This is a genomic window from Saccharomonospora sp. NPDC046836 (assembly GCF_040645195.1).
Classification (GTDB): Bacteria; Actinomycetota; Actinomycetes; order Mycobacteriales; family Pseudonocardiaceae; genus Prauserella_A.
The window spans coordinates 26,635-48,605 of record NZ_JBEYXW010000038.1 but is presented as its reverse complement, the minus strand read 5'-3'; the positions used below and the strand labels follow the sequence as shown (position 1 = coordinate 48,605).

Below are 21,971 nucleotides of genomic sequence, written 5' to 3'. Positions count from 1 at the left end.
GCTCAACCTCCATGTTCTCCCGCCGGTCTCAACGGCCGACGAGCAGGTTCTCGTAACTGTTCTTGCCTTCGGTGAGGCGCCAGGACTTCATCCACGAGTAGCTTTCGGCGAATCGCTTCTCGGAGAAGGGACTCACCGTCGCATAGCGGTAGTAGTCGTCACTGAGCTCGTCGTCGGCGAGCTCACCGTTCGTGTCCGCCGTCAGGTACCGGCGATAGGCCGCGGGATCGGCGTTGATCAGCTTCACCGCGGCGTTGACCACGTCGATGAATGCCCCGCGGCGCTGATCGTCCAGATTCGACGCGATCACCTCGGACCCGCGGTAGAAGTAGCTGCCGATGATGTGGCCGCCGTGTTTGCGGGCCAGGCTGATGTAGGGCTCCATCAGCATCACCGCTCGCGCCTCACCACGACGAGCCCGCTCCAGGCGTACCGCGGGGGATCCGATGTGCTCCAGCGTGATCTCCGGCCGCGGCAGCGTGCCTTCGAGCAGGTGCAGCGCCGTGTAGTGCGAGCCGGTGAACTCGTTGACGCCCACCGGCACGCCAGCGAGATCGTGCGGTTCGTTGAGCTCGGGGTCGAAGCTGACCAGGGCTTGCGCGACGACCGCGGGACGCAGGTAGGCGATCCGGCCACCGCGACGGTTGCGCTCCAGCCGGTCGATCCCGCCCCATTCGCACAGGTTGTAGACGTCGGCGGACTCGGACTCGTACAGCGACTCCTTGACCCGCGCGAGCGGGTCGCGCTCGGTCGAGGTGCGATCAGCCGGCCCCTGCGCGAAGCGCACCGACAGGCCCGCATCGGCGAACAGTCCCCGCTCGATCGCGACGATCTCGGGCAGGTCGAACAACGGCTGATTGGGGGCGATCACAACCTCGTTCGCACGCACGTCATCCACCACGAGAGCTCTCCTCACCCTGGGCCGCCGCCTCGAAATCCGGGCAGCACAGTCACGGTAAGTCGGCGATATCAAGCCCGTCAACAGCGGGTTTGCGTGATGCGGAATTCATTCCCACATCACGGTATGCGTTGACAGTGGTGCCGCAAAAGCGGACGCTAAACAATCGATCCCGAATTTTTCAAAGCAATGAAATTAAACTGTGGAATGCCGCGAATGCGGCGGTCACAGCCCGCCGAAGGCGATCGAGACCGGCCGGTCCTGCAGCATGATCGCCGCCGCGCGCACGGCCTCGCCCAGTTCGTCGACACGGCCGTCGGACATCCGCGACGCTGGACCGGTGATCTCCACGGCCACCCGCGGCGCCTGTTGCGGGCCGAGCACCGGCGCCGCAATGGAGCGCAGCCCCTGGGTGTCGTCGAGGACGCAGAACCCACGGAACTGGGTGGTGAGCAGGTCGGACTGCAGCTCCGCAACCCGGTCCTGCGTCAGCTCGAAGCCGCCGACCACATCGCCGACGGGACGTTCGTCGAGGGCGAGCATGGCCCGCCCAAGGCCCGATTCGAGCAGCGGCACCTGACGGCCGGCCTCACCGGTGAAACGCAACGCGCTGGCGGACTGAACCGCGAGCAACACCAGCACCCTGCTCCCCCGGCGCAGGCCGACACTGGCCGTCTCACCGGTGCGTTCCACCAGATCGGCCAACACGTCCGCGACCTCAGGCAACCCGGCCGATGCGAGTGACTGGCGCCCGAGCCGGAGGAGCAGCGGCCCGGGGACAAAGCGGTCGCCGGCCGCGTCGCGGCAGAGGAGATTGGTCGAGCACAATGTTCGGATCAGCCGGTGAGCTGTGCTCACGGTGAGCTCCGTGCGCTTGGCGAGCTCGCTGAGCGTGAGCCCGGATCCGCTGCCGACGACGGCGTCGAGCAACGCCGCCGCCCTCGCCACGGACTGCACCTCGAAGCCGCCGCGCTCGCGGGAACCGGTACCCGAGCTCGCTCGTGTCACCCGCTAGGCATACCACGGTGTTCGGCGAAACGTGGGCCGCGGGTCAGTTCGGCGGGGTCCAGGTGGGGAGGTGCTCGATGACCTCACCGAGCAACGTGCGAAGCGAGCGATAGTTCTGCTCGCCGAGGGACTTCCGCAGGTGGCCCTCGAGGTGGACCAGTAGCTTGTCGGCGTCGGCGAGTTCCCGCCTGCCGTCCTCGGTGAGGTGTAGTTCCTGCACGTTGGTATGCCTCAGATGTGGGCGGCGCTCGATCCAGCCGCGGTCGACGAGCTTGCCCACCAACGGCGCGATCGCCTGGGGAGTCACGCCGACGACCCGCGCAAGCTCCGCGCCGGTCAGGCCCGGCGACACCTCGAGGTTGATCAACACCGAGTACAACGAGCCGGAAACGCCGAGCTTGCGCAGAGGCGGCTCCTTGGCGCTCTGCAGGGCCAGGTCCGCCCGCCTCAGAAGAGCCACGACGCGGCCGAGCACCTCTGCACTGCGGTCTGTCTCAGGTATTTCCTCGATCACGATCACTGAGCTTACAATAACTTCATACGCATATAGAGCTTGCTATCTATCAAGTTCTTGATAGCCTGTCGGCATGGCCGTACGAGATACGCCTCTTCTTCACTTATCGGATACCGCCTCCTCGATGGCGCCGTCCAGCAGAACCGTGGTCGTGCGGGCGATATGCGCCCGCAACAGGTCGGCGCCGCGGTCGGCGTCACGGACCAAGGCCGCATCGGCAAGCGCCTTGTGCTCGCCCGCGATGTCGCGCGGCGCCCCGGAGCCGAGGGGCGCGGCCCAGTGCCGGTACAACTCCGCTTCCGCACGCAGTGCCTGCGCGGCCTCGACGAGACGACGGCTGCCACAACCCGACAGCAGCGCCGCGTGGAACTCCTCGTGCGCCTCGTACCAGTCGGGGTCGCGTTCGCCCGTCCTGGCCACGGCCTCATCTCGCCGGGTCAGCAGGTGGTGCGCGGCCACCACAGCGGTCTCCCAACGCTCGTCGCCATCGCGGATCGCCAGGCGGAACGCGATCGACTCCAGTTCGACCCTGGCAGCGGTGAGGTCGACCAGTTCCTCCTTCGACAGCGAGATGACCGTGTACCCCTGGTGTGCGTGCGGGCGCACCAGACGCTCCGCAGCCAGGCGCGCCAGCGCCTCCCTCGCCACCCCGACGCTGGTGTTGTAGGCACCGCACAGATCAGGGAACTTCAGGCGCTGCCCCGGCCGCAGGCGGGCAGCGAAGATGTCGGCGCGCAGGCGTTCGTAGACCTCGTCGGTGCGCGTCCGTCGCGGCTGGCTCGCGGTCGTCATGGACTGAGACTACCCACCATTCGAAGTTCGACCCAACTTTCGAATATCCATTGACATTCGAAAGTTTGGGACATCATCCTGGGATTTGCGTCACCAAGTCGTCAGGAGGGATCGTGCATATCGCCAACGTCCACGGCCGGGCGGTCCTCGTCACCGGAGAGGCAACCGGTGTCGACATCGCGAACGCCAGCAAGGGCAGGTTCGGCCCCGCGCCTGCCGACCTCTACGTCGCCTGGGACGAGTTCCTGGCCTGGGCCGCCGACGGTCCGACCGGTCCGGTCGTGGAGTTCTCCCCGACCGAACTCGGGCCGCCGTCGCCGACGCCGTCGCAGATCTTCGCGATCGGCCTCAACTACCGCGACCACGCGGAAGAGGCAGGCTTCGCCATTCCAGAGCGCCCCACGGTCTTCACCAAGTTCGCGTCCTCCCTCAGCGGTCCCGACACCGAGGTCGTGCTGCCCGATGGGGACGTCGACTGGGAGGTCGAGCTGGTCGTTGTCATCGGTCGAATGACCCGCAACGCCGAGATCTCCGACGCCTGGCGCGCCGTCGCCGGTCTGACGGCCGGTCAGGACCTCTCCGAGCGGCGGCTACAACGCAGCGGGCCCGCCCCGCAGTTCAGCCTGGCCAAGTCCCACGCAGGCTTCGGCCCGACCGGGCCATACCTGGTGACTCCCGACGAGCTCGATGAGCCGGGGGACCTGGAGATCGGGTGCAGCGTCAACGGCGAGGAGGTCCAGAAAAGCAGGACCTCACGCCTGATCTTCGGCATCGAGGAACTGATCGTCCACCTGTCGGCGGTGACCACCCTGCACCCCGGCGACCTGATCTTCACAGGGACGCCGTCCGGCGTCGGCGCCGTGCGCACGCCCGCGCGCTACCTCACCCCCGGCGACGAGCTGGTCTCCTACGTCCACGGGGTCGGCCGGCTCCGGCAGACGTTCGTGGCGGCCGGCGGGAGGGCCTGATCATGGGACTGCACCGACTGAACTCGGTCACGATCGGCGTTCCCGACATCGCGTCCGTGCTGGCGTACTACAAGGAGTTCGGACTGACCCGGCATGCCGGCAACTGGCTGTCCACTCAGGACGGTGGACGCCAACTCCAGTTGGTGACGGCCCCGAGTCGCAGGCTGGTCAGTATGTCGATCGGCGCGGACGACGAGGACGACCTCGGCCGGATCGCGCGAGCACTCGACGTGCTCGGCTATTCATCCACAATGGAGGAACAGCGGCTCAGCGCGGTGGAGCCGGTCACCGGGACTCGTGTCGACGTCGAGGTGTGCACCCGGGCCGTGAGCCCCGTGGTCGCACCCGCCCCGGACAACGGCCCCGGCAGGCCGGACCGCGGCACCAGCCGCGCGCCTGGCGTGCTGCGTGAGGGGCCGGTGCTGCCGCGCAAGCTCGGCCACGTGGTGCTCGGCTCGGTGGACCAGGCCGCCACACAACGATTCTTCGCGGACGGGATCGGTTTGAAGATCAGCGACGAGGTGCCCGGCCTTGCTTCGTTCATGCGCTGCTCGACCGACCACCACAACGTGCTCGTCACCAGCGCCCCGGTCAACTTCCTGCACCACACCTCCTGGCAGGTCGACGATGTCGACGAGATCGGGCGCGGTGCCATGCGGATGCTGGAGGACCACCCCGAACGACATGTGTGGGGTCTTGGCCGCCACCACATCGGCTCGAACTTCTTCTGGTATCTGCGTGATCCGGCGGGCTGTTTCTCCGAGTACTACTCCGATATGGACTGCGTCGTGGACGACGCGCTGTGGCGGCCGGAGGTCTGGGACGAGGCGAAGAGCCTGTACTCCTGGGGGCCACCGCCCCCGCCGTCCTTCGTCCACCCCGAGGACCTCGCCGCGCTGATGAGCGGCTCGCACCAACCGAGCTGACGCCACCTGTTTCACCGTTGACACGGGAGGACCATTCGATGTCCGCACCAAGTCCGCGACCACCCGTAGCACCACTGTCCACACCGGAACGCGCAGATACCTACGACGTCGCGGTCGTTGGCGCCGGTCCGGTCGGGCTCGCGCTGGCGGCACTGCTCACGGCCGAAGGGATGACCGTGGCCGTGATCGACCCCAACCGCGTTGTGTGCCAGCACCCGAGAGCCACCCACCTCGACGACGAGACCATGCGGATCCTCCAGACCCTGGGTGCGAGCGATCTCGAACCCCGTTTCCTGCGACAGTCCGGCTGGGTCCTCACCGGCGCCGACGAGGTCCCGTTCCTCGAACTGTCCATGCCGGACACCGAGTCCGACCAGGGCTGGTACACCGACTACCAGTTCCACCAGCCGGACTTCGAGTCGCGCCTGCGGGGCCTGCTCGCCTGCCGTGCGGGCGCGGGGCTGTGGCTGGGCTGGGAGGTCGTCGCGCTGGCGCAGGACGGCGACCACTACGACCGTGTCCAGATCACGGTGCGGGAGCCGCGCTCAGAACGAATGCGCGAGCTCCACGCGGCCTACGTCGTCGGCGCGGACGGAGCCGGTTCCTTCGTCCGTCGGGCGATGGGCGCGGAGGTCGAGGACCTGCACGGGACCCAGACATCCCTCATCGTCGACGTCCACCCGTTCCAGCACCCGGACTCCCTGCCACGCACCACGGGGTTCATCCGCTGCGGGGCGCCGCGGCCGGTCACCTACGTCCCGATCTTCCCGCCGCTGCTGCGTTTCGAGTTCATGCTCGAGCCGGGCACCGACCCCGTGGAGGCCGAGCGGCCGGACCACGTGTACCCGCTCCTGTCGCGCTGGCTCGCCCCGGAGAGCTACCGCATCACCCGCGTCGACGCCTACGAGTGGCACGCCCAGCTCGTGCGCAGCTGGCGCAGCGGACGGCTTCTGCTCGCCGGTGACGCCGCGCACGAGATGCCCCCGATGCTGGGGCAGGGCATGTGCTCCGGCCTGCGCGACGCGGCCAACCTCGCCTGGAAGCTGGTGCTGGTGGTGCGCGGACAGGCCGACGAGGCGCTGCTGGACACCTACGAGACCGAGCGCGCCGCCCACGTGCGGCCCTACATCGTCGAGTCCGCCCGGCAGTCGAACATGATCGAGGCCTTCGGCCGTGGCGAGCTGCCACCGCCCTCGGCCGGTCCCCAGGTCGTCGAGCGCTTCCGCCCGCCGCTCGGGCCCGGCCTCGTCGCGCGACCCGCCGGTCCGGTCGGACAGTTGGCCCCGCAGCCGCGCGGGCCCGGCGGTGAACGACTCGACGACGTCACGGGCTACCGGTTCGTGGTCGTCGGTGCGCCCGAGGTGATCGACGGCGTCGACGACGTGACCCGGGCCCACTGGCGCCGCCTCGGCCTGGTCACCGTCGCCGGGGGCGGTCCACGGGTCCAGGAGTGGCTGGCGGAGCGGGGCGCCAGGGTCGCCGTCGTCCGGCCCGACCGCTACGTCTACGGCCTCGCGGCCGACGCGGCCGGGCTGGCTGGCCACACCGGGGAGCTTGCCGAGCGGCTCGGGTCGAGTGCGGTGCCGGCATGACCGCCCGGCTGACCCACTATGCGGACGGCATGGTGTGGGGCGAGGGTCCGCGTTGGCACGACGGCGCGCTGTGGCTCTCCGACACGCAGGGTCGCAGGCTGTGGACCGACGCTTCAGGACCGTGGACCGCCACGGCGGTCGAGCAGGTGCCCAACGGCCTGTGGTTCCTGCCCGACGGCCGGCTCGTCGCCGCGCTCATGCACGAACTGCGGGTGGGCGTCTGGTCCGGCACGGGCTGGGACACCTACGCCGACCTCTCCGGTCCGGCTGCGGGCCCACTCGGCGATGTCGTCGGTGACGCGGCAGGAAACCTCTACGTCGACGATGTGGGGTTCAACGCCGCGGTGGGTGAGCCGCCGTCACCCGGCCGGATCATCCTCGTGCGGCCGGACGGAACCGCCGAGGTCGCCGCCGAGGGGGTGGAGTTCCCCAATGGCATGGCGTTGCTCGACGACGGCGCCACCCTGGTTCTCGCGGAGACCTCCCGGCAGCGGCTGACCGCGTTCACCGTCGCCGACGACCGGACACTGCGGGCCCCGCGCCACTACGCCGACCTCGCGGCACTCGTCGGCCAGGCCGCCCGCCCGGACGGGATCTGTCCTGCCCGCGGCGGCGGGGTGTGGGTGGCGACCACCACCGGCCAGACCGTCGTGCACGTCCGCGACGGCGAGCTGGTCGCCGCGATCACCACCACACCCGAGTTCCCCATCGCGTGCTGTGCCGACGACGAGGGCAACCTGTTCGTCACTCTGGCAGCCACCGACGGCGAGCCGTTGATGGCGGCCCTGGCACGCCGGGCGGTCACCACGAGGGTCGCGATCGTCGATCTGGACGGGCGGGCGCCATGACCTACGTCGCCATCGAAGAGGCCTTCGCCGTCCCCGAGCTCGCCGCCCGGCAACCGGTCACCGAGATGCGCATCCGGGTCACCGACTCCTACGCGCGGATGTGCGGGCGCAAGCTCGTCGACTTCGAACACCACCGCCTGCCCGAAATGGACGCGCACGGGATCGACGTCCAGGTGCTGTCGCTGACCGTGCCCGGCATCCAGGCCGACACCGACCCCGTCGCCGCACGGGCCAACGCGCGCCTGGCCAACGACTTCCTCGCCGAGGTGATCGCCCGCCACCCCACCCGGTTCCAGGGGTTCGCCGCACTCCCCACGCAGGACCCCGGCGCCGCGGTCGCCGAACTGGAACGGGCGGTGGCCGACCTCGGTTTCCGCGGCGCGCTGGTCAACGACCACACCCACGGCCGTTACCTCGACGACCCGGACTACGACGAGCTGTGGAGCGCGTTCGAGGAGCTCGGCGTGCCGCTGTACCTGCACCCCGGGTCGGTGCCCGCGGACGACTGGCACGTGCTCACCGGCAGGCCGGAGCTGTACGGAGCGACGTGGAGCTGGCAGGCGGAGACCGGCGGCCACGCACTGCGGCTGGTCTACGCCGGGGTGTTCGACCGGCACCCGGCGGCCACCGTGATTCTCGGCCACCTCGGGGAGTTCCTGCCGTTCCAGAAGTCGCGTTTGGACAGCCGGTACCGGACTCTGCTGGTCGACAGGCCCCTGCGCCGGGCGCCGTCGGCCTACATCGGCACGAACATCCTCATCACCACCAGCGGTGTCCTCTCCCCCGACGCGATCGAGGCCGCGGTCCTCACCACCGGTGAGGACGCGGTGATGTTCTCCGTCGACTACCCGTACGAGGACACCGCCGCCGCCGTCGCCGCGGTCGAGCGGGCCGAGCTGACCAACGAGGTCAAGGACAAGGTGGCCCACCGCACCGCACGACGGGTGCTGGGGCTGCCGAACCCCGAGCCCGCGGCGACTTCCCCAGCCAGCACGAGAGACAAGGAGAGTGACCATCGATGCGCGGAGAATCGCGACTGGCAACGCGGAAGGCCCGGATCGCCATCGGCCTCGTCGCCGGACTCACCCTGACCGCTTGCGGAGCGGACGGCGGCCAGACCGAGTCGACCGAATCGGGACCGACCCGGCTGGTCATCGACTACAACGCGACCGCGAACAACGCGCAGCTGGCGCTGGGCATCGAACGCGGGGTGTTCGAACGCCACGGCATCGAAATCGAGCAGGTGCCTGGCTCCGGAGCCAGCTCCAACAGCGTCGCGCTGCTGATCAACGGACAGATCCAGCTGGCCGTCTCCGAGATCACCGCGGTGCCTGCCGCCGTTGCCGCCGGCTTCCCGGTGCAGGTCGTCACCTCGCTGGCCGCCGACTACGAATCACCGGAGGGTGACGCGTTCTCCCTCGTCGTGCCCGGCGACAGCCCTGTCCGCTCCTTCGCCGACCTGGCAGGCCGGACCGTCGCCGTCAACGGCCTGGAGAGCATCTTCGACCTGACGTTGCGCGAGGCGGTCCGCCAGGCGGGCGGCGACCCCGGCGCGGTGGAGATCATCGCCGTGCCGTTCGAGGACCAGCTCGCGGCACTGCGGCAGGGCCGGGTCGACGCGATCAGCACCATAGAACCGTTCGCAGGTCAACTGCTGGCCGACGGCTTCCGGTCCATCGGCAACCCCTCGGCCGCAGCCCTCGGCCCGCGCAGCGTCGCGGCCGTGCTGATGGCGTCGCGGCAGTTCGTGGCGGAGAACGAGGACGTCATGCGCCGCTTCCAGCAGGCGTGGGAGGAGGCGACCCGGTACGCGAACGACCACCCGGACGAGGTGCGCCAGACGATCGCGTCGACGACCGGTGCACCCGCTGAGGTGGTGGCCGACCTGCCGCTGCCGTGGTACGTCAGCGGCATCGACCGCCGTTCCGCGGAGCTCATCGCCGAGTTGATGGTCGACCAGGGCCGGCTGCAGACAGCGCCGCCGCTGGAGGAGTTCACCTGGCCCGCGGCGCCCGACGCGACGGATCTCGTCACGCCGCCACGCGGCCTCACGGTCACGGGCTGACTCCATGAAACCGATCATCCTGCTACCGGTGCTCACCAGCGCCGCGCTGCTCGCGGTCTGGGAGGCACTGTCGGCCTCTGGCACCCTGCCTCCCGAGATCCCACCGATCTCCGAAATCGGCAGGTGGCTGGTCACCAACCTCGACAGCGCGAACCTGTGGACTTCCATCGGGCAGACGCTGGGGCACTGGGCCGTCGCGCTGCTGGCCGGAGTGGCGATCGGCGCGGTCGTCGGCGCCGCCATGGCAGCGATCCCCATCGTCAACGAACTACTGCTGGGCACGGTCGAGTTCTTCCGGCCCATCCCCGTCGTGGTCTACCTGCCGATCATGCTCCTGCTGCTGGGCGCCACCTCCGGCGTGGTCGTCTCGCTCGCCGCGACGGCCGCGTTGTGGCCGATGCTGCTGCAGACGTTCTACGGCGTCCGCGACGTCGACCCGGTCGCCCGCGACACCGCGCGGGTGTTCGGGCTGACCACCCCCCAGCGGTGGATCTGGGTGACGGCGCCGAGCATCCTGCCCTACTTCTCCACCGGTGTGCGGATCGCGTCGACGATCACGCTTCTGGTGGCGATCGCGTTGGAGCTCATCGGCGCCGTCCCCGGGCTGGGCAACACATTGGGGACCTACGCGACCAACGGCGTCTACGAGGCGATGTACGGGGTCGTGGTCCTGACCGGGCTGCTCGGTGTCGGGCTCAATGCCGTGTTCGAACGGCTGGAACGGCGGGCGTTGCGCTGGCACGCGTCCCACCGGCACCGGATGACCTGAGGAGCGAACCATGACGAGAATCGGACTCCGGCTTGTTGTGCCCGTACTGCTCCTGGTGCTGTGGTGGACGACCTCCGCCGGGAGCGCGTCGCCCTTCTATCCGCCGCTTTCCGAGGTACTGGCCTCCTTCCAGGAGACATGGCTGTTCGCGCGGGTGGGCTCGGACGTCGTGCCGAGCCTCGGCCGCCTGCTCGCAGGTCTGCTGATCGCGTGCGTCGTCGGCATCGCCGCCGGCGTCGCGCTCGGCCGCGTGCGCGTCCTCTCCCTGGCGATGAACCCGGCAGTCCAGTTCTGCCGGTCCATGCCGGGGGCCGCGCTCATTCCGGTCAGCGTCGTCCTGCTCGGGATCGGCGACGGCGCGAAGATCGGCGTGATCGCGTTCGTGTGCACGTTCCCGGTACTGCTGAACACGATCGACGCGGTGCGCGGGATCGACCCGCAACTGGAGGATGTGGCGCGCTCCTACCGGCTCACCCGCGCTCAACGACTCACCTCGGTGTTGCTGCCCGCGGCGGCCCCGCAGATCCTCGCCGGCATCCGCACCGCGCTGGCCATGGCTTTCATCATGATGGTCGTCACCGAGCTGTACGCGGCGACCAACGGCGTCGGGTTCGTCACGGTCAGCGCGCGGAACTCGTTCGACGTTCCGCAGATGTGGGCGAGCACGGTCCTGCTCGGCCTGCTCGGGGTGGCGGTGAGCGCCCTGTTCCTCGCGCTGCAGCGACGAGTCCTGCGTTGGCACATCGGCATGACAGGGAGGAACTGAGAATGCTGTCGGTCACGAACCTGCACAAGACCTACGGCTCGGGCGAGTCGGCCGTGGCGGCGATCCGCGACCTGACGCTGACCGTTGAGAAGGGCGAGTTCGTCTGCATCGTCGGGCCGTCCGGCGCCGGGAAGACGACGCTGTTGAAGTGCCTGTGCGGCCTGCTCGCCCCATCGGGCGGCGCGGTGACCCTCGATGGCGAGCCGGTGAACGGGCCGCCTGCCGCGATGGCCGCGGTGTTCCAGGACTACAGCCGGTCGCTGATGCCCTGGTTCTCGGTCGAGCGCAACGTCGGCCTGCCGCTGCGGAACAAGTACCGGTCGGCGGCCGACCGCCGGGCGCGGGTGTCCAGCGCGCTGGCCGCCGTCGGCCTCGACTCGTTCGGCTCGCGGTACCCGTGGGAACTGTCCGGCGGCATGCAGCAGCGCGTGGCGATCGCACGGGGCCTTGCCTACGAGCCGGAGATCCTGCTGCTCGACGAGCCGTTCGCCTCCGTGGACGCGCAGACGCGAGCCGATCTCGAGGACCTGACGCTGCGGGTCCGCGAAACGACCGGAGTCACCATGCTGCTCGTCACGCACGACATCGACGAGGCCGTCTACCTGGCCGACCGGGTCGTGGTCATGTCCGCGCGGCCGAGCGTCGTGGTCGAGACGGTGGACGTCGACCTGCCCCGGCCACGCGACCAGGTGGACACCAAGAGCCTGGCCCGCTTCGCCGAGCTGCGCGCGCACGTGCTGCGGCTGATCCGGCACCGCCCGCAGTCGGTCGAGGCCGCATGAAGACAGAGCGGGACGCCCACCTCGACGTTCATCACCACGCGGTCACCGAGAAGTACCGGGAACGCCTGCGCTTACGGGCCACGCGGCACAGCGCCGCCCGTGTACCGGAGATTCCCGAGTGGACTGTCGAGAAGTCACTGTGCTGGATGGATGCTTCCGGCGTGCACCGCGCGCTGCTTTCCGCGCCGGCGCGGGGATTCGGTGCCGGCGGGACGGACGAGGTCGTCGCCTTCGCCCGCGCGGCCCACGACGAACTGCTCGGCCTGCGTGACCGGCGTCCCGACCGGTTCGGGGTGCTCGCGCCGTTACCACTGCCGTCGTTGGACCACGCCGTCGAGCACGCGGAGCGGGCCCTGCGCCATGACGCGGTGGACGGGATCGCGCTGCTGACCCAGTACGCCGGTCGCTATGTCGGCGAGCCCGTCTGGGACGACCTGCTGGAGTTGCTGGACCGGCAGCGCGCCCTCGTGCACGTCCACCCGACCGCGCCGGCCGGCGCCCCGCTGCGTGATCACCTCGGACCGCACCTCGTCGAGTACACCTTCGACACGACCAGGGTGGCGGTGCTGCTGGCCAAACGCCGGGTCTTCACCAGGTACCCGGGGATTCGCTGGGTTTTCGCGCACGGGGGCGGCACCCTGCCCTACGTGATCGGGCGGCTGGACGATCCGCCGGGAACGATCGACGGCGGGGACCGGATCGAGGATCTGTTGCGTGCCAGCCACTTCGACTCGGCTCTGCTCGGCAGGCCCGCGCTGGCCGCGCTGACGGAGTTCGCCGGCCCCGATCACGTGGTGTTCGGTTCCGACGCGCCGTTCATCCACGGCGACCGCGTCACCCGGCTCCTCGACGACCTCACAGCACACCTACAGCTGTCTATGCACCAAGAACTTGGAGACGTACGACCATGAACACCACGAAAGCGGCGATCACCCGGGACGGTGACTCGGCCACCACCGGCAGCGAGGTGGTCACCATCGACCAGGCCACCGGCGAGGAGTTCGCTCGTTACCCCGTTGCCGACCCCGCACGAGTGGCGGCCGCGGTCGCGTCCGCCCGCTCGGTCGCCGGGGCATGGTGGGACCTCGGGTTCGAGGGGCGCGCGGACAGGTTGCGGGCGTGGCGCCGGGACATCGCGCTGGGCGGGGAGGAACTGGCCGCCCTCATCCACGCCGAGAACGGCAAGTCCATAGAGGACGGTCGTGCGGAGGTGCTCGCCATTCTGGGGCACCTGTCGTTCGTGCTCGACAACGCCGAACGAGTGCTCGGCCGCAGGGACGTCGCCGTCCCGCCCACGATGACGCACCAGCGGGCCCGGGTGGAGTATCTGCCCTACGGCGTCGTCGGGGTCATCGGGCCGTGGAACTTCCCGCTCGGCACGCCGGGCGCGATCGTCGTCCACGCTTTGGCCGCAGGCAACGCCGTCATCCTCAAGCCGAGTGAGCTCACCCCCGGCGTCGGCGAGTGGCTGGCGCGCTCCTGGGCACGGGCGGTGCCGGACCTGCCCGAGGTCTTCCAGAACCTCGTCGGTTTCGCCGCCACCGGCCGGGCCCTCACCACTACCGGGGTGGACAAGGTCGCCTTCACCGGAAGTGTCCGGTCGGGCCGGGCCGTCGCGGCGGACTGCGCTCCGCGGCTGACCCCGCTGCTGCTGGAGCTGGGCGGCAACGACGGCGTCATCGTCGCCGACGACGCCGACCTCGACCAGGCCGCCGCCCACATCACCTGGGGCGCACTGCAGAACGCAGGCCTTGGCTGCATCAGCCTCGAGGTGGCCTACGTCGTCGACTCGGTGCACGACGCACTGGTGGCGCGGATCGCCGGGCTCGCGGGACAGGTGCGGGCAGGCAGCGACGAGAGTGACCTCATTGGACCGGTGCCGCTGGCCACCCAGATCCCGGTGATCCGCCACCACGTCGCCGACGCCGTCGACCGCGGCGCCACCGCGGTCGTGGGCGGTCCGCCTGCCATCGACGACCGCTACGTCCAGCCCACCATCCTCGTCGACGTGCCCGCCGACGCGGTGGCCGCGACCGAGGAGACGTTCGGCCCGGTCCTGTCGATCGTGCGGGTCCGCGACACCGAGGAGGCGATCTCCCGTATCAACGCCGGCCCGTACGGGCTGGGCAGTGCTGTGTTCAGCCGGGAGCACGGCGAGGACATCGCCCGTCGGCTCCGCGTCGGCATGACGAGCGTGAACGACGCCCTCGCCTACTCACAGGTCAGCGGCCTGCCCTTCGGTGGCCGCGGTGACAGCGGCTACGGCCGCAAACACGGCGACGAAGGGCTGCTGGAGTTCGTCTACCCACATGCGATCACCGTGCGCACCGGCCCCGCGCCCGTACCCACCACCACCTTCGACCGCCCACCCGGCGCCATGGCGGCGGCTCTCGGCGCGCTCCGCGACCGCCTCCTCGCCGAGGACGGCCAGCGGTGAGCACGGCACGCACCTGCCTGCGCGTCGACGGTGAGCCGGTGGCGCTCACCGTCGACGCCAGGGTGACGCTGCTGGACGCGCTGCGGGACCGGCTCGGCGGCACCGGCCCGAAGAAGGGCTGCGACCACGGTCAGTGCGGGGCCTGCACGGTGCACGTCGACGGCAGGCCGGCTCTGTCCTGCCTCACCCTGCTGGCCGCAGCCGACGGCACCGACGTCACCACCGTGCACTCGCTGGCGGCGGACCCGTGCGGGGCCCGGTTGCAGAAGGCGTTCGTCACGCATGACGCCTCCCAGTGCGGGTTCTGCACGCCGGGCCAGCTGATGTCGGCGGTCGCGGCGCTCTCCCGTGCCGACCTCGACGCCCCGGCGTCGATCCGCGAGTTCATGTCGGGCAACATCTGCCGCTGCGGCGCCTACCCGAACATCGTCGCCGCGATCCGCTCGGTTCGAAACAGCCGCGATGGCCAGGACGGCCGCGATGCGTGAGTTCACGTTCGCGCGCGCGGCCACCGTCGAGGACGCCCTCGACGCGCCCCGCGGCGCCGTGTTCCTCGCTGGTGGGACGACCGTGGTCGACCTGATGAAGCTGGATGTGCTGCGCCCACGCGTGGTCGTCGACATCAACGCCCTGCCGCTACGCGAGATCACGGTCGACGGGACCGGGCTGACCGTCGCCTCCGGGGTGCGGATGGGCGACCTCGCCACCCATGCCGAGGTCGTCCGCGCCTTCCCGCTCGTGGTGGAGGCGCTGCTGGCCGGCGCGTCCCAGCAGATCCGGAACATGGCCAGCATCGGTGGCAACCTGTTGCAGCGCACCCGATGCGGCTACTTCCGCGATGTCTGCTCGGCCTGCAACCGGCGGGCTCCGGGCAGCGGGTGCGCCGCGATCGATGGCGCCAACCGCACCCACGCCGTTCTCGGCACGAGCCCGTCCTGTGTGGCGACCCATCCCAGCGACCTGGCCGTCGCGCTGACGGCTCTGGACGCGACGGTGCGGGTGACCGGCCACGGCGGAGAGCGGGAGGTACCGCTCCGCGAGTTCTACCGCGTGCCAGGCGACACGCCACGCATCGAGAACGTGCTCGGCGCGGGCGAACTGATCATCGCCGTCCACGTGCCACACCCGCCCGCCGAGGCGCGTACCACCTACGTGAAGGTGCGCGACCGCGCGTCCTACGAGTTCGCGCTGTCCTCGGCCGCCGTCGTCATCGAGGCACGCGACAATGTCATCGCTGGTGCGCGGATCGCGGTCGGCGGAGTCGCCACCGTCCCCTGGCGACTGCCCGCGGTCGAGGCGGCGCTCATCGGCCTTCCGGCCACCCCCGGTGGGTTCGGCGACGTTGTGGCACGGGCGGCGGATGGCGCCAGCGCACTGACCCAGAACGGCTACAAGATCCCGCTTCTCGAGCACACCGTCCTGCGGGCGATCGAGGAGGTGTTCGCACGATGACCAGCGTCCGGACGAGGCTTCTCGGCACGGCGGTCGACCGCGTCGACGGACCGGAGAAGGTCACCGGAACCGCGCGGTACGCCCTCGACATGACGGTGTCCGGCATGCTGTGGGGGCATCTCGTCACCAGCCGGGTGGCCGCGGGCAGGCTCACGGCACTCGACACCGAGGCCGCCGCTCGGTCGGCGGGCGTCGTCGCCGTCTTCTCGCCGTTCGCGCCGTTGCCGATCCCGCCGCTGCCGTCGATCAGCAACCCGTCCGGCACACGCCACGCACCACTCGCGGACCCCGTCGTGCACCACCACGGGCAGCCGGTGGCCCTCGTCGTCGCCGAGACACAGGAACAGGCCCACCTTGCCGCGTCGCTGGTCAGCGCGACCTACGACGGCACGCCGGCCGCGGCCGACCTGGACAGCGGGCGCGAGTCGGTCCCGGACCAGGTCGACCACGGCCAAGACGCCGACATCGGCTACTCACTCGACGGCCGGACCGTCGATGACGTGCTGGCAGGCAGCGACATCGTCGTCTCCGGCCGCTACCACACCGCCGCGCAGAACCACGTGGCGATGGAGCCGCACAGCACGCTCGCCTGGTGGACCGGCGACCGCCTGCACGTCCGCACCGGACACCAGGCGATCCCGTGGCTGGTGGGCGAACTCGCCGCGACGTTCGGCGTGGAGCCCGCCAGCCTCGACGTGGTCGTGCCTCACGTCGGCGGCGGCTTCGGCGGCAAGGGCCGGGCGGGGGTGGACGTCAAGCTCGCCTGCGCCGCCAGCCGGGTCCTCGGCCGCCCGGTGAAGGTCGTGCTCACCCGCTCGCAGGTGTTCACCGCCACGACGGTCCGCGGCATGACCGACCAGGAAGTCACACTCGGCGCCCATCGCGACGGCAGGCTCACCGCGATCCGGCATCGCTCGCGGTCGGCCGAGGCCGCCGTGCTCTCCGACCTGCTGGTGGCGCCGGGGCACACGGTGACGCGCATGCTCTACGGCGCGGACGCGATGGAGATCAGTCAGCGCCGCGTCACCGTGAACCTGCCGCGCACCGGGTTCATGCGCGGGCCGTCCGAGGTGCCGGGCCTGTTCGCGCTGGAGACCGCCATGGACGAGCTCGCCGGTCGGCTCGGCGTCGACCCGGTGGAGCTCCGGCTGCGCAACGACACTGAGGTGTACCCGGGTACCGACCTGCCGTGGAGCGGCAAACACCTGGCCGAGTGCCTGCGGGTAGGCGCCGAGCGCTTCGGCTGGGACCAGCGACCCCGCGTGCCCGGCTCCCGCCGGGACGGCGACCAGTACGTCGGGTTCGGCATGGCGGTGACGACCTACCGAGCCGTCCAGATCCTGCCGGTGACCGTGGCGACGACCCTGCACGCCGACGGTCGCGTGCAGGTCGCCACATCGGCCGTGGACCTCGGCACGGGCATGACGACCGCCATCGCCGTCACCGCGGCGGACGCGCTGGACATCCCTATCGACCGGGTCCAGGTGCGCCTCGGCGACGCCGCCCTCCCACCCGGGGGTGGCTCCTTCGGGTCGGCGGGAGCGGCCTCGGTCACCCCTGCCGTCGCCGCGGCGGTCCGGGCCGCGATGGACAAGGTGCTGGCCTGCGCGATCGCGGACCGGCGGTCTCCGATGTACGCCCGGGCGGGCGAGGTGAGCGCACGGGGTGAGGTCCTCCGGTGCGGGGGCGAGTCGATCCCGTTCACCGAGGTCCTGTCCAGCGCCCACCAGGCCGCCGTCACCGGCACCGGGACGACCACGCCCCGCGGGGTTTTCGAGGGCGGCCGCGCGCACTGGTCCTTCGGAGCGCAGTTCTGCGAGGTCAGGGTCAACCGCTGGACCAGGGAGCCGCGGGTCACCCGGATGCTCGGGGTGATGGACGTCGGCCGGGTCATCAATGCCAAGGCGGCACGCAGCCAGATCCTCGGTGGCATGGTCTGGGGACTGTCCACCGCCTTGCTGGAGGGACTCGAGTTCGACGCGCGGGCCGCGATGACCAACGGCAACCTGGCCGACTACCTCGTCCCCGTCAACGCCGACATCCCCGACATCGACGTCGTCCTGCTGGACCTGCCGGACGACGCGCACAACGAGCTCGGTGTCCGCGGCGCCGGCGAGATCGGCGCCGGCGGAATCAGCGCCGCCATCGGGAACGCGATTCACAACGCGACCGGAACCAGGTTGCGGGACATACCGATGACCATCGACCGGATGTGGAGAGGAACTCACGACCATGACTGACGTGCACGAGGCGCCCGCACTGAGCGAGGACCGGATCCGGCAGCTGCTGGACCAGATCGCGGACGGGTTCAGCATTCAGGCCCGTTCCCCGGTGCTGCGCTCGCCCGTCGAGCACGGCCTTGACTTCGAGAACGTCACGTTCCCGTCCCACGACGGGGTGCCGCTGGAGGGTTGGTTCATCCCCGCGCCCGGCTCCGCCAAGGTGATCATCGCGAACCATCCAATGGGCTTCACCCGCGCCGGCCTGCCCACGCACCTCGAACCGTGGCACTCGATCTGGGCGGGCAGCGGCAACGGGTTCGAGGTGAACTTCGTCCCGGACTACGCCATCCTGCACCGAGCCGGATACCACGTGCTCGCCTACGACCTGCGCAACCACGGCTTCAGCGGCGCGGCCAACGGCGGCATCAGCTCGAGCGGCATCTTCGAGGCCCGCGACGTCGTCGGCGCGATCGACTACGTGCGCCGGCGGCCGGACACCCGCGGCCTGGCGGTCGGGTTGTTCAGCCGGTGCCTCGGCTGCAGCTCCACGTTCGCTGCGATGACGCAGTTCCCCGAGGCGTTCGACGGGGTGCGGTGCCTCGTCGGTCCTCAGCCGGTGACCGCACGGACCATCATGGGACGCCGGCTGACGACCATGGGCATCCCGGACCGGATCGACGACCTGGAGCGGCGGATAGTCCTGCGTACGGGCATCGACTTCGCCGCGCGCAGCCCCCGGGAGTGGGCGAAGAACGTCCGTATCCCGACGTTCCTGTACCAGGTGCGCGACGACATCCTCACCCACCCCAGCGATGTCCAGACCATGTTCGACAACATCCCCGTCGTCGAGAAGAAGCTCCAGTGGATCGAGGGGTCCACCGCGCGGTGGGACGGATACCTGGAGTTCCAACGCCGTCCCGAACCGATGCTCGACTGGTTCGCCGCGCACCTGTCCTGAACCCGTGGGCCTATGGGACGGTCGCGAAGTTCCGCAGCAACCGCTCCGCGGGGCGGATGTCGTGCTGACGCCTCATCCAGAGCGCGGCGCAGACGGTGAACGCGTACACGGCGAGCGCGACGAACAGCGCCCCGGCCGAGCCGAGGACGCCACCCCAGGCCAATGTCCACGCCGCCAGCAGGGGCGTCATGAGGGCCGTCTGGAGGAGATAGCACGTGAGGGAGCGTTGGCCCACCGCTGCGAACGCATGCGCCAGGCGGGAGGAAGCAAACCCCCGCGCGGTGCAGACCATGCTGACGAGTGCGGCGTATCCGATTCCGCCTGCGATGCCGGTGACCACATGCAGCGTCGAGATCGCGGCAGCCGTGAGCCCCGCGTCCAGCGTGACGACTCCGCTTGCCACCAGGGCTGCGGGCAATCCCCCGACGACACCGACAGCCGAGCCGACGAGGCCGCACCTCACCAGCAGGCGGCGATGGACTGCCGGGCTCGCCAGTAGATCGCGCCGCCCGGCCCAGACACCGAGCAGCACGGCTGGGAGAACTCCGAGCATGCCGAACATCCCCATGCCCCACTCCAGAGGACGCCATGCCAGGGCTTCCAGCGGATCGGCGATGCCGATGGACCACAGGATCGACCTCTGCAACGTCGGTCCAGGGTCGGCCAGCGCGATGCCCTGGACGAGCGCGCACGGCAGCGCCAGGAGCGCGGCCACGACGAGCAGACGACGGTCGGGCCAGCGCAACACCGGGATCAGCGCGAGAGTGAGGAGACCGTAGAGGCCGAGGATGTCGCCGGAGAAAAGCAGAATCCCATGTGCAGCGCCGAATAACACGAGACCTGTTCCCCGTCGCCGCAGCCGTCGTACACCCGCGGCTCCGGGATCTTGCTCGTGGAGACGGGCGATGCCGTATCCGAGAAGCAGCGCGAAGAGTGGATATACCCGCGCGTCGACGACTGACACGGTGGCGAAGGTGACGGCGCGGTCAAGCGTGCCATCCTCGACCAGGTGCTGGCGCAACCCGTAGGGCCGATCGTGCAGATAGAGCATGACGTTGGCGATCGCGATGAAGCACAGCGCAACCCCACGGGCAACGTCGGGTGCCAGCTGACGCGTGCGCATGATCAAACAGCCGACGGCGGAGTGAACCGCACGACATCGAACAGTGCTTCGACCACCGAAACCTCGTTGCCAGAAGGATCGGTGTAGTCGGCGAAACGTATGACACCGGAAAACTGTCCCGTCTGGGCCGGCGTGAATCCCCGGCCATCGAGCACCCGCATTGCAGCATCAAGGTCATCGACCTCCAGGCGCGTGAAACCAGTACCGGCCACGTCAGGGCTGCACATGAGCTGAAGAGTCGCTCCCGTCGTCAGCACCCACTCGGCGACATCAGGCATCGGCCGCATATCCGGCACGCGTCCGAAGAACCGTGAGTACCACGCAACCGACTCCGCGATGTCGGACACGGCGAGCCCGGCAAGCACACTACGGAAACGGGGTTCCTTGTCGGTTGGAGCGCCTGCTATCTCAGCTGTCACGCATAGAACTCTACAATGGCGTGACATCGGATGTCAGCACTTCAGGTCGAGCTCGCGCAGCGGGTCGCCTCCGTCGATGAAGAGCCGCCCCGAAGGGGTCAGCGCGGCGGCGATGCGCTGTATCGCCGCGATTCCGGCCTGGGGGTGCCGCCCGTCGAGGGCACCGACCCTTACCGCGAAGGCAAGATCGAACGGTTCCTCGCCGGGGAGCAGCTCGAGTTCTTCGGCGGCGACCTGCCGGACGCTGAGCCGGCCTGCCACGATCTCGTCGGCTGCGTTGCGCTGAATCTGGTCGATCCCTTTGGCGGATCGGTCGATCACAAGGATGTGACCGTCCCCGATGCGTTGCGCGATCGCCCTCGCCGCGGAACCGGGCGCACCGCCGATCTCCAGCACGCGCAGTCCGGGCCACAACGGCAGAGCGTCGACGATGGCGGCAAGCCGTGGGGACAGCGCGCTCACGGCGACGTCCCATCACGCGCGCGACGGGCACGCCTGCTCGCGCGATAGGCGCGGGTTCGGGCGCGGTTCTGGCAGGTGAGCGAACAGTACTGCCGGCGCCCGGCCGGCGACTGATCCACGTACACATCGACGCACGCGTCGCCTTCGCAGGTCCCCAGCCGACTGGCGTCGGGTTCGTGGCGCAGGTGGTCGATGAGCGCGAGCGTCGCGCCGGCGAGGATCGCGCGGCCGGGCCGGGCGGTGTGCCAGACCTCATGCACCGACCAGGTGTCGGAGGCCAGCGCCGGGCTCATTTTCGCCTTAGCGATCAGAGCATTGAGACGCTCAGCGCACTCAGCACCGGACGCCGACGCGAACACCGGGTGGACGAGATTGGCCGTCTCGATCAGTGTCGCCTCTTCGACAGCCGGGAAGTGCGCCCAGAACGCGGGGCTCTCCGACCGGAGATTCTCCACTGACGGATAGGGCTCGGTACCTTCGTGCGCCTCGATCCGGGGCGCATCTCCCCACTCGTTGACGATGTAGACGAGCAACGGGATCGGCAGGGGATGAACCTCTGCCGATGTCCGGCTGCCCATCAGCGCCTCCAGTACCGTCACGCGTAGCTACAGGCTAACACGTGACGCACGAAACCGCCCGCGGCCGCGTAGAAGGCGTGGACCACCTGCCGCTGCCGCGTCAGATCCGGATCGGGCAGCGGGATTTCCGCGCCGCCAACCCCACCGAGTCGGCCAGCAACGCCTCCTGCTCGGGGTCGAGGTCGGTGTCCGGAACGACAACCGGGTCAGGCAGCGGCGCGGCGAACGAATCCTCCCGCCGGTGTCGGCGGGAGCGCATCATGTGCAGACACTCCCGCGCGACAACAGTGGTCAGCCAGCCCCCGAGATTGTCGATCTGGTCCGCGTCGGATCGGCTCAACCGCAACCAGGCGTGACAAGTAGCGGCGTCCCTTGGCTGAATTCGCAGGCCT

General features: G+C 69.8%; 23 protein-coding genes and 1 pseudogene. 15 read left to right on the top strand and 9 right to left on the bottom strand.

Annotated features, from left to right (window positions below; translation table 11 throughout):
* Positions 1-28: 28 nt before the first annotated feature.
* The 4 genes from ABZ863_RS29720 to ABZ863_RS29705 all read right to left on the bottom strand — a co-directional run bounded on the left by ABZ863_RS29720 (position 29) and on the right by ABZ863_RS29705 (position 3,212).
* Positions 29-901 (bottom strand): nitrate ABC transporter substrate-binding protein, encoded by an 873-nt coding sequence (locus ABZ863_RS29720; RefSeq protein ID WP_358542326.1) that lies wholly within the window; start codon positions 899-901, stop codon positions 29-31.
* Positions 902-1,123: 222 nt separating this feature from the next.
* The gene (locus tag ABZ863_RS29715; protein ID WP_358542323.1) at positions 1,124-1,906 is read right to left on the bottom strand and encodes an IclR family transcriptional regulator; all 783 of its coding nucleotides are present in this window, start codon (positions 1,904-1,906) and stop codon (positions 1,124-1,126) included.
* Between the two features lie 43 nt (positions 1,907-1,949).
* Positions 1,950-2,366, bottom strand: a complete 417-nt coding sequence (locus ABZ863_RS29710; RefSeq protein WP_358542320.1) for a MarR family transcriptional regulator — start codon at positions 2,364-2,366, stop codon at positions 1,950-1,952.
* Between the two features lie 153 nt (positions 2,367-2,519).
* Positions 2,520-3,212, bottom strand: coding sequence for an FCD domain-containing protein (locus ABZ863_RS29705; protein WP_358542318.1), 693 nt, complete (start codon positions 3,210-3,212; stop codon positions 2,520-2,522).
* 113 nt (positions 3,213-3,325) lie between these two features.
* On the opposite strand from ABZ863_RS29705, the gene ABZ863_RS29700 reads away from it, so the two are divergent.
* From ABZ863_RS29700 to ABZ863_RS29630, 15 genes are read left to right on the top strand one after another with little or no spacing between them, the layout of a single operon-like run.
* Positions 3,326-4,180 (top strand): fumarylacetoacetate hydrolase family protein, encoded by an 855-nt coding sequence (locus tag ABZ863_RS29700; protein WP_358542316.1) that lies wholly within the window; start codon positions 3,326-3,328, stop codon positions 4,178-4,180.
* 2 nt (positions 4,181-4,182) lie between these two features.
* Positions 4,183-5,106 carry a VOC family protein gene (locus ABZ863_RS29695; RefSeq protein WP_358542314.1) on the top strand — a complete coding sequence of 308 codons (924 nt, stop codon included), beginning with the start codon at positions 4,183-4,185 and terminating at the stop codon, positions 5,104-5,106.
* Between the two features lie 38 nt (positions 5,107-5,144).
* Positions 5,145-6,698, top strand: a complete 1,554-nt coding sequence (locus ABZ863_RS29690) for a bifunctional 3-(3-hydroxy-phenyl)propionate/3-hydroxycinnamic acid hydroxylase (RefSeq protein ID WP_358542311.1) — start codon at positions 5,145-5,147, stop codon at positions 6,696-6,698.
* On the top strand, positions 6,695-7,546 hold the full coding sequence (locus tag ABZ863_RS29685; RefSeq protein WP_358542308.1) for an SMP-30/gluconolactonase/LRE family protein: 852 nt from the start codon (positions 6,695-6,697) through the stop codon (positions 7,544-7,546). Before ABZ863_RS29690 ends, ABZ863_RS29685 begins: the two co-directional genes overlap by 4 nt.
* Positions 7,543-8,637: an amidohydrolase family protein gene (locus tag ABZ863_RS29680; RefSeq protein WP_358542306.1), complete on the top strand. Its 1,095-nt coding sequence runs from the start codon at positions 7,543-7,545 to the stop codon at positions 8,635-8,637. Before ABZ863_RS29685 ends, ABZ863_RS29680 begins: the two co-directional genes overlap by 4 nt.
* The gene (locus ABZ863_RS29675; RefSeq protein ID WP_358542304.1) at positions 8,565-9,611 is read left to right on the top strand and encodes an ABC transporter substrate-binding protein; all 1,047 of its coding nucleotides are present in this window, start codon (positions 8,565-8,567) and stop codon (positions 9,609-9,611) included. The genes ABZ863_RS29680 and ABZ863_RS29675 overlap by 73 nt, the downstream gene beginning before the upstream one ends.
* 4 nt (positions 9,612-9,615) lie before the next feature.
* Positions 9,616-10,380, top strand: coding sequence for an ABC transporter permease subunit (locus ABZ863_RS29670; protein WP_358542301.1), 765 nt, complete (start codon positions 9,616-9,618; stop codon positions 10,378-10,380).
* A 10-nt stretch (positions 10,381-10,390) separates the two neighbouring features.
* A complete protein-coding gene (locus ABZ863_RS29665) occupies positions 10,391-11,146 on the top strand; it encodes an ABC transporter permease (RefSeq protein ID WP_358542299.1) in 756 nt (251 codons plus the stop codon).
* A gap of 2 nt (positions 11,147-11,148) precedes the next feature.
* A complete protein-coding gene (locus tag ABZ863_RS29660; RefSeq protein WP_358542296.1) occupies positions 11,149-11,928 on the top strand; it encodes an ABC transporter ATP-binding protein in 780 nt (259 codons plus the stop codon).
* The gene (locus ABZ863_RS29655) at positions 11,925-12,839 is read left to right on the top strand and encodes an amidohydrolase family protein (protein WP_358542293.1); all 915 of its coding nucleotides are present in this window, start codon (positions 11,925-11,927) and stop codon (positions 12,837-12,839) included. The genes ABZ863_RS29660 and ABZ863_RS29655 overlap by 4 nt, the downstream gene beginning before the upstream one ends.
* Positions 12,836-14,365, top strand: a complete 1,530-nt coding sequence (locus tag ABZ863_RS29650) for an aldehyde dehydrogenase family protein (protein WP_358542291.1) — start codon at positions 12,836-12,838, stop codon at positions 14,363-14,365. Before ABZ863_RS29655 ends, ABZ863_RS29650 begins: the two co-directional genes overlap by 4 nt.
* The gene (locus tag ABZ863_RS29645; RefSeq protein WP_358542289.1) at positions 14,362-14,853 is read left to right on the top strand and encodes a (2Fe-2S)-binding protein; all 492 of its coding nucleotides are present in this window, start codon (positions 14,362-14,364) and stop codon (positions 14,851-14,853) included. Before ABZ863_RS29650 ends, ABZ863_RS29645 begins: the two co-directional genes overlap by 4 nt.
* Positions 14,846-15,817, top strand: coding sequence for a xanthine dehydrogenase family protein subunit M (locus ABZ863_RS29640; RefSeq protein ID WP_358542287.1), 972 nt, complete (start codon positions 14,846-14,848; stop codon positions 15,815-15,817). The genes ABZ863_RS29645 and ABZ863_RS29640 overlap by 8 nt, the downstream gene beginning before the upstream one ends.
* Positions 15,814-18,057 (top strand): xanthine dehydrogenase family protein molybdopterin-binding subunit, encoded by a 2,244-nt coding sequence (locus ABZ863_RS29635; RefSeq protein ID WP_358542285.1) that lies wholly within the window; start codon positions 15,814-15,816, stop codon positions 18,055-18,057. Before ABZ863_RS29640 ends, ABZ863_RS29635 begins: the two co-directional genes overlap by 4 nt.
* Entirely contained in the window at positions 18,050-18,997 is a 948-nt protein-coding gene (locus tag ABZ863_RS29630) for a hypothetical protein (RefSeq protein ID WP_358542284.1), read from the top strand. The genes ABZ863_RS29635 and ABZ863_RS29630 overlap by 8 nt, the downstream gene beginning before the upstream one ends.
* 10 nt (positions 18,998-19,007) lie before the next feature.
* Here ABZ863_RS29630 and ABZ863_RS29625 read toward each other — a convergent pair whose 3' ends face one another.
* The 5 genes and pseudogenes from ABZ863_RS29625 to ABZ863_RS29605 form a co-directional block, all read right to left on the bottom strand.
* Positions 19,008-20,120, bottom strand: a complete 1,113-nt coding sequence (locus ABZ863_RS29625; protein ID WP_358542283.1) for a DUF418 domain-containing protein — start codon at positions 20,118-20,120, stop codon at positions 19,008-19,010.
* Positions 20,121-20,122: 2 nt separating this feature from the next.
* Positions 20,123-20,539, bottom strand: a complete 417-nt coding sequence (locus ABZ863_RS29620) for a VOC family protein (protein ID WP_358542282.1) — start codon at positions 20,537-20,539, stop codon at positions 20,123-20,125.
* Between the two features lie 33 nt (positions 20,540-20,572).
* On the bottom strand, positions 20,573-21,001 hold the full coding sequence (locus ABZ863_RS29615; protein WP_358542280.1) for a methyltransferase domain-containing protein: 429 nt from the start codon (positions 20,999-21,001) through the stop codon (positions 20,573-20,575).
* Complete coding sequence (locus ABZ863_RS29610) at positions 20,998-21,600, bottom strand: CGNR zinc finger domain-containing protein (RefSeq protein WP_358542278.1); 603 nt, start codon at positions 21,598-21,600, stop codon at positions 20,998-21,000. The genes ABZ863_RS29615 and ABZ863_RS29610 overlap by 4 nt, the downstream gene beginning before the upstream one ends.
* A gap of 32 nt (positions 21,601-21,632) precedes the next feature.
* A pseudogene (locus ABZ863_RS29605) lies at positions 21,633-21,931 on the bottom strand (RNA polymerase subunit sigma-70); the annotation flags it as partial.
* Between the last annotated feature and the right edge of the window lie 40 nt (positions 21,932-21,971).

Excerpts from the sequence above, each read along its gene's own strand:
- ABZ863_RS29705 (WP_358542318.1), bottom strand. The coding sequence starts at position 3,212 with ATGACGACCGCGAGCCAGCCGCGACGGACGCGCACCGACGAGGTCTAC.
- ABZ863_RS29695 (WP_358542314.1), top strand. The coding sequence starts at position 4,183 with ATGGGACTGCACCGACTGAACTCGGTCACGATCGGCGTTCCCGACATC.
- ABZ863_RS29690 (WP_358542311.1), top strand. The coding sequence starts at position 5,145 with ATGTCCGCACCAAGTCCGCGACCACCCGTAGCACCACTGTCCACACCG.
- ABZ863_RS29685 (WP_358542308.1), top strand. The coding sequence starts at position 6,695 with ATGACCGCCCGGCTGACCCACTATGCGGACGGCATGGTGTGGGGCGAG.
- ABZ863_RS29680 (WP_358542306.1), top strand. The coding sequence starts at position 7,543 with ATGACCTACGTCGCCATCGAAGAGGCCTTCGCCGTCCCCGAGCTCGCC.
- ABZ863_RS29675 (WP_358542304.1), top strand. The coding sequence starts at position 8,565 with ATGCGCGGAGAATCGCGACTGGCAACGCGGAAGGCCCGGATCGCCATC.
- ABZ863_RS29670 (WP_358542301.1), top strand. The coding sequence starts at position 9,616 with ATGAAACCGATCATCCTGCTACCGGTGCTCACCAGCGCCGCGCTGCTC.
- ABZ863_RS29665 (WP_358542299.1), top strand. The coding sequence starts at position 10,391 with ATGACGAGAATCGGACTCCGGCTTGTTGTGCCCGTACTGCTCCTGGTG.
- ABZ863_RS29660 (WP_358542296.1), top strand. The coding sequence starts at position 11,149 with ATGCTGTCGGTCACGAACCTGCACAAGACCTACGGCTCGGGCGAGTCG.
- ABZ863_RS29655 (WP_358542293.1), top strand. The coding sequence starts at position 11,925 with ATGAAGACAGAGCGGGACGCCCACCTCGACGTTCATCACCACGCGGTC.
- ABZ863_RS29650 (WP_358542291.1), top strand. The coding sequence starts at position 12,836 with ATGAACACCACGAAAGCGGCGATCACCCGGGACGGTGACTCGGCCACC.
- ABZ863_RS29640 (WP_358542287.1), top strand. The coding sequence starts at position 14,846 with ATGCGTGAGTTCACGTTCGCGCGCGCGGCCACCGTCGAGGACGCCCTC.
- ABZ863_RS29635 (WP_358542285.1), top strand. The coding sequence starts at position 15,814 with ATGACCAGCGTCCGGACGAGGCTTCTCGGCACGGCGGTCGACCGCGTC.
- ABZ863_RS29630 (WP_358542284.1), top strand. The coding sequence starts at position 18,050 with ATGACTGACGTGCACGAGGCGCCCGCACTGAGCGAGGACCGGATCCGG.
- ABZ863_RS29625 (WP_358542283.1), bottom strand. The coding sequence starts at position 20,120 with ATGCGCACGCGTCAGCTGGCACCCGACGTTGCCCGTGGGGTTGCGCTG.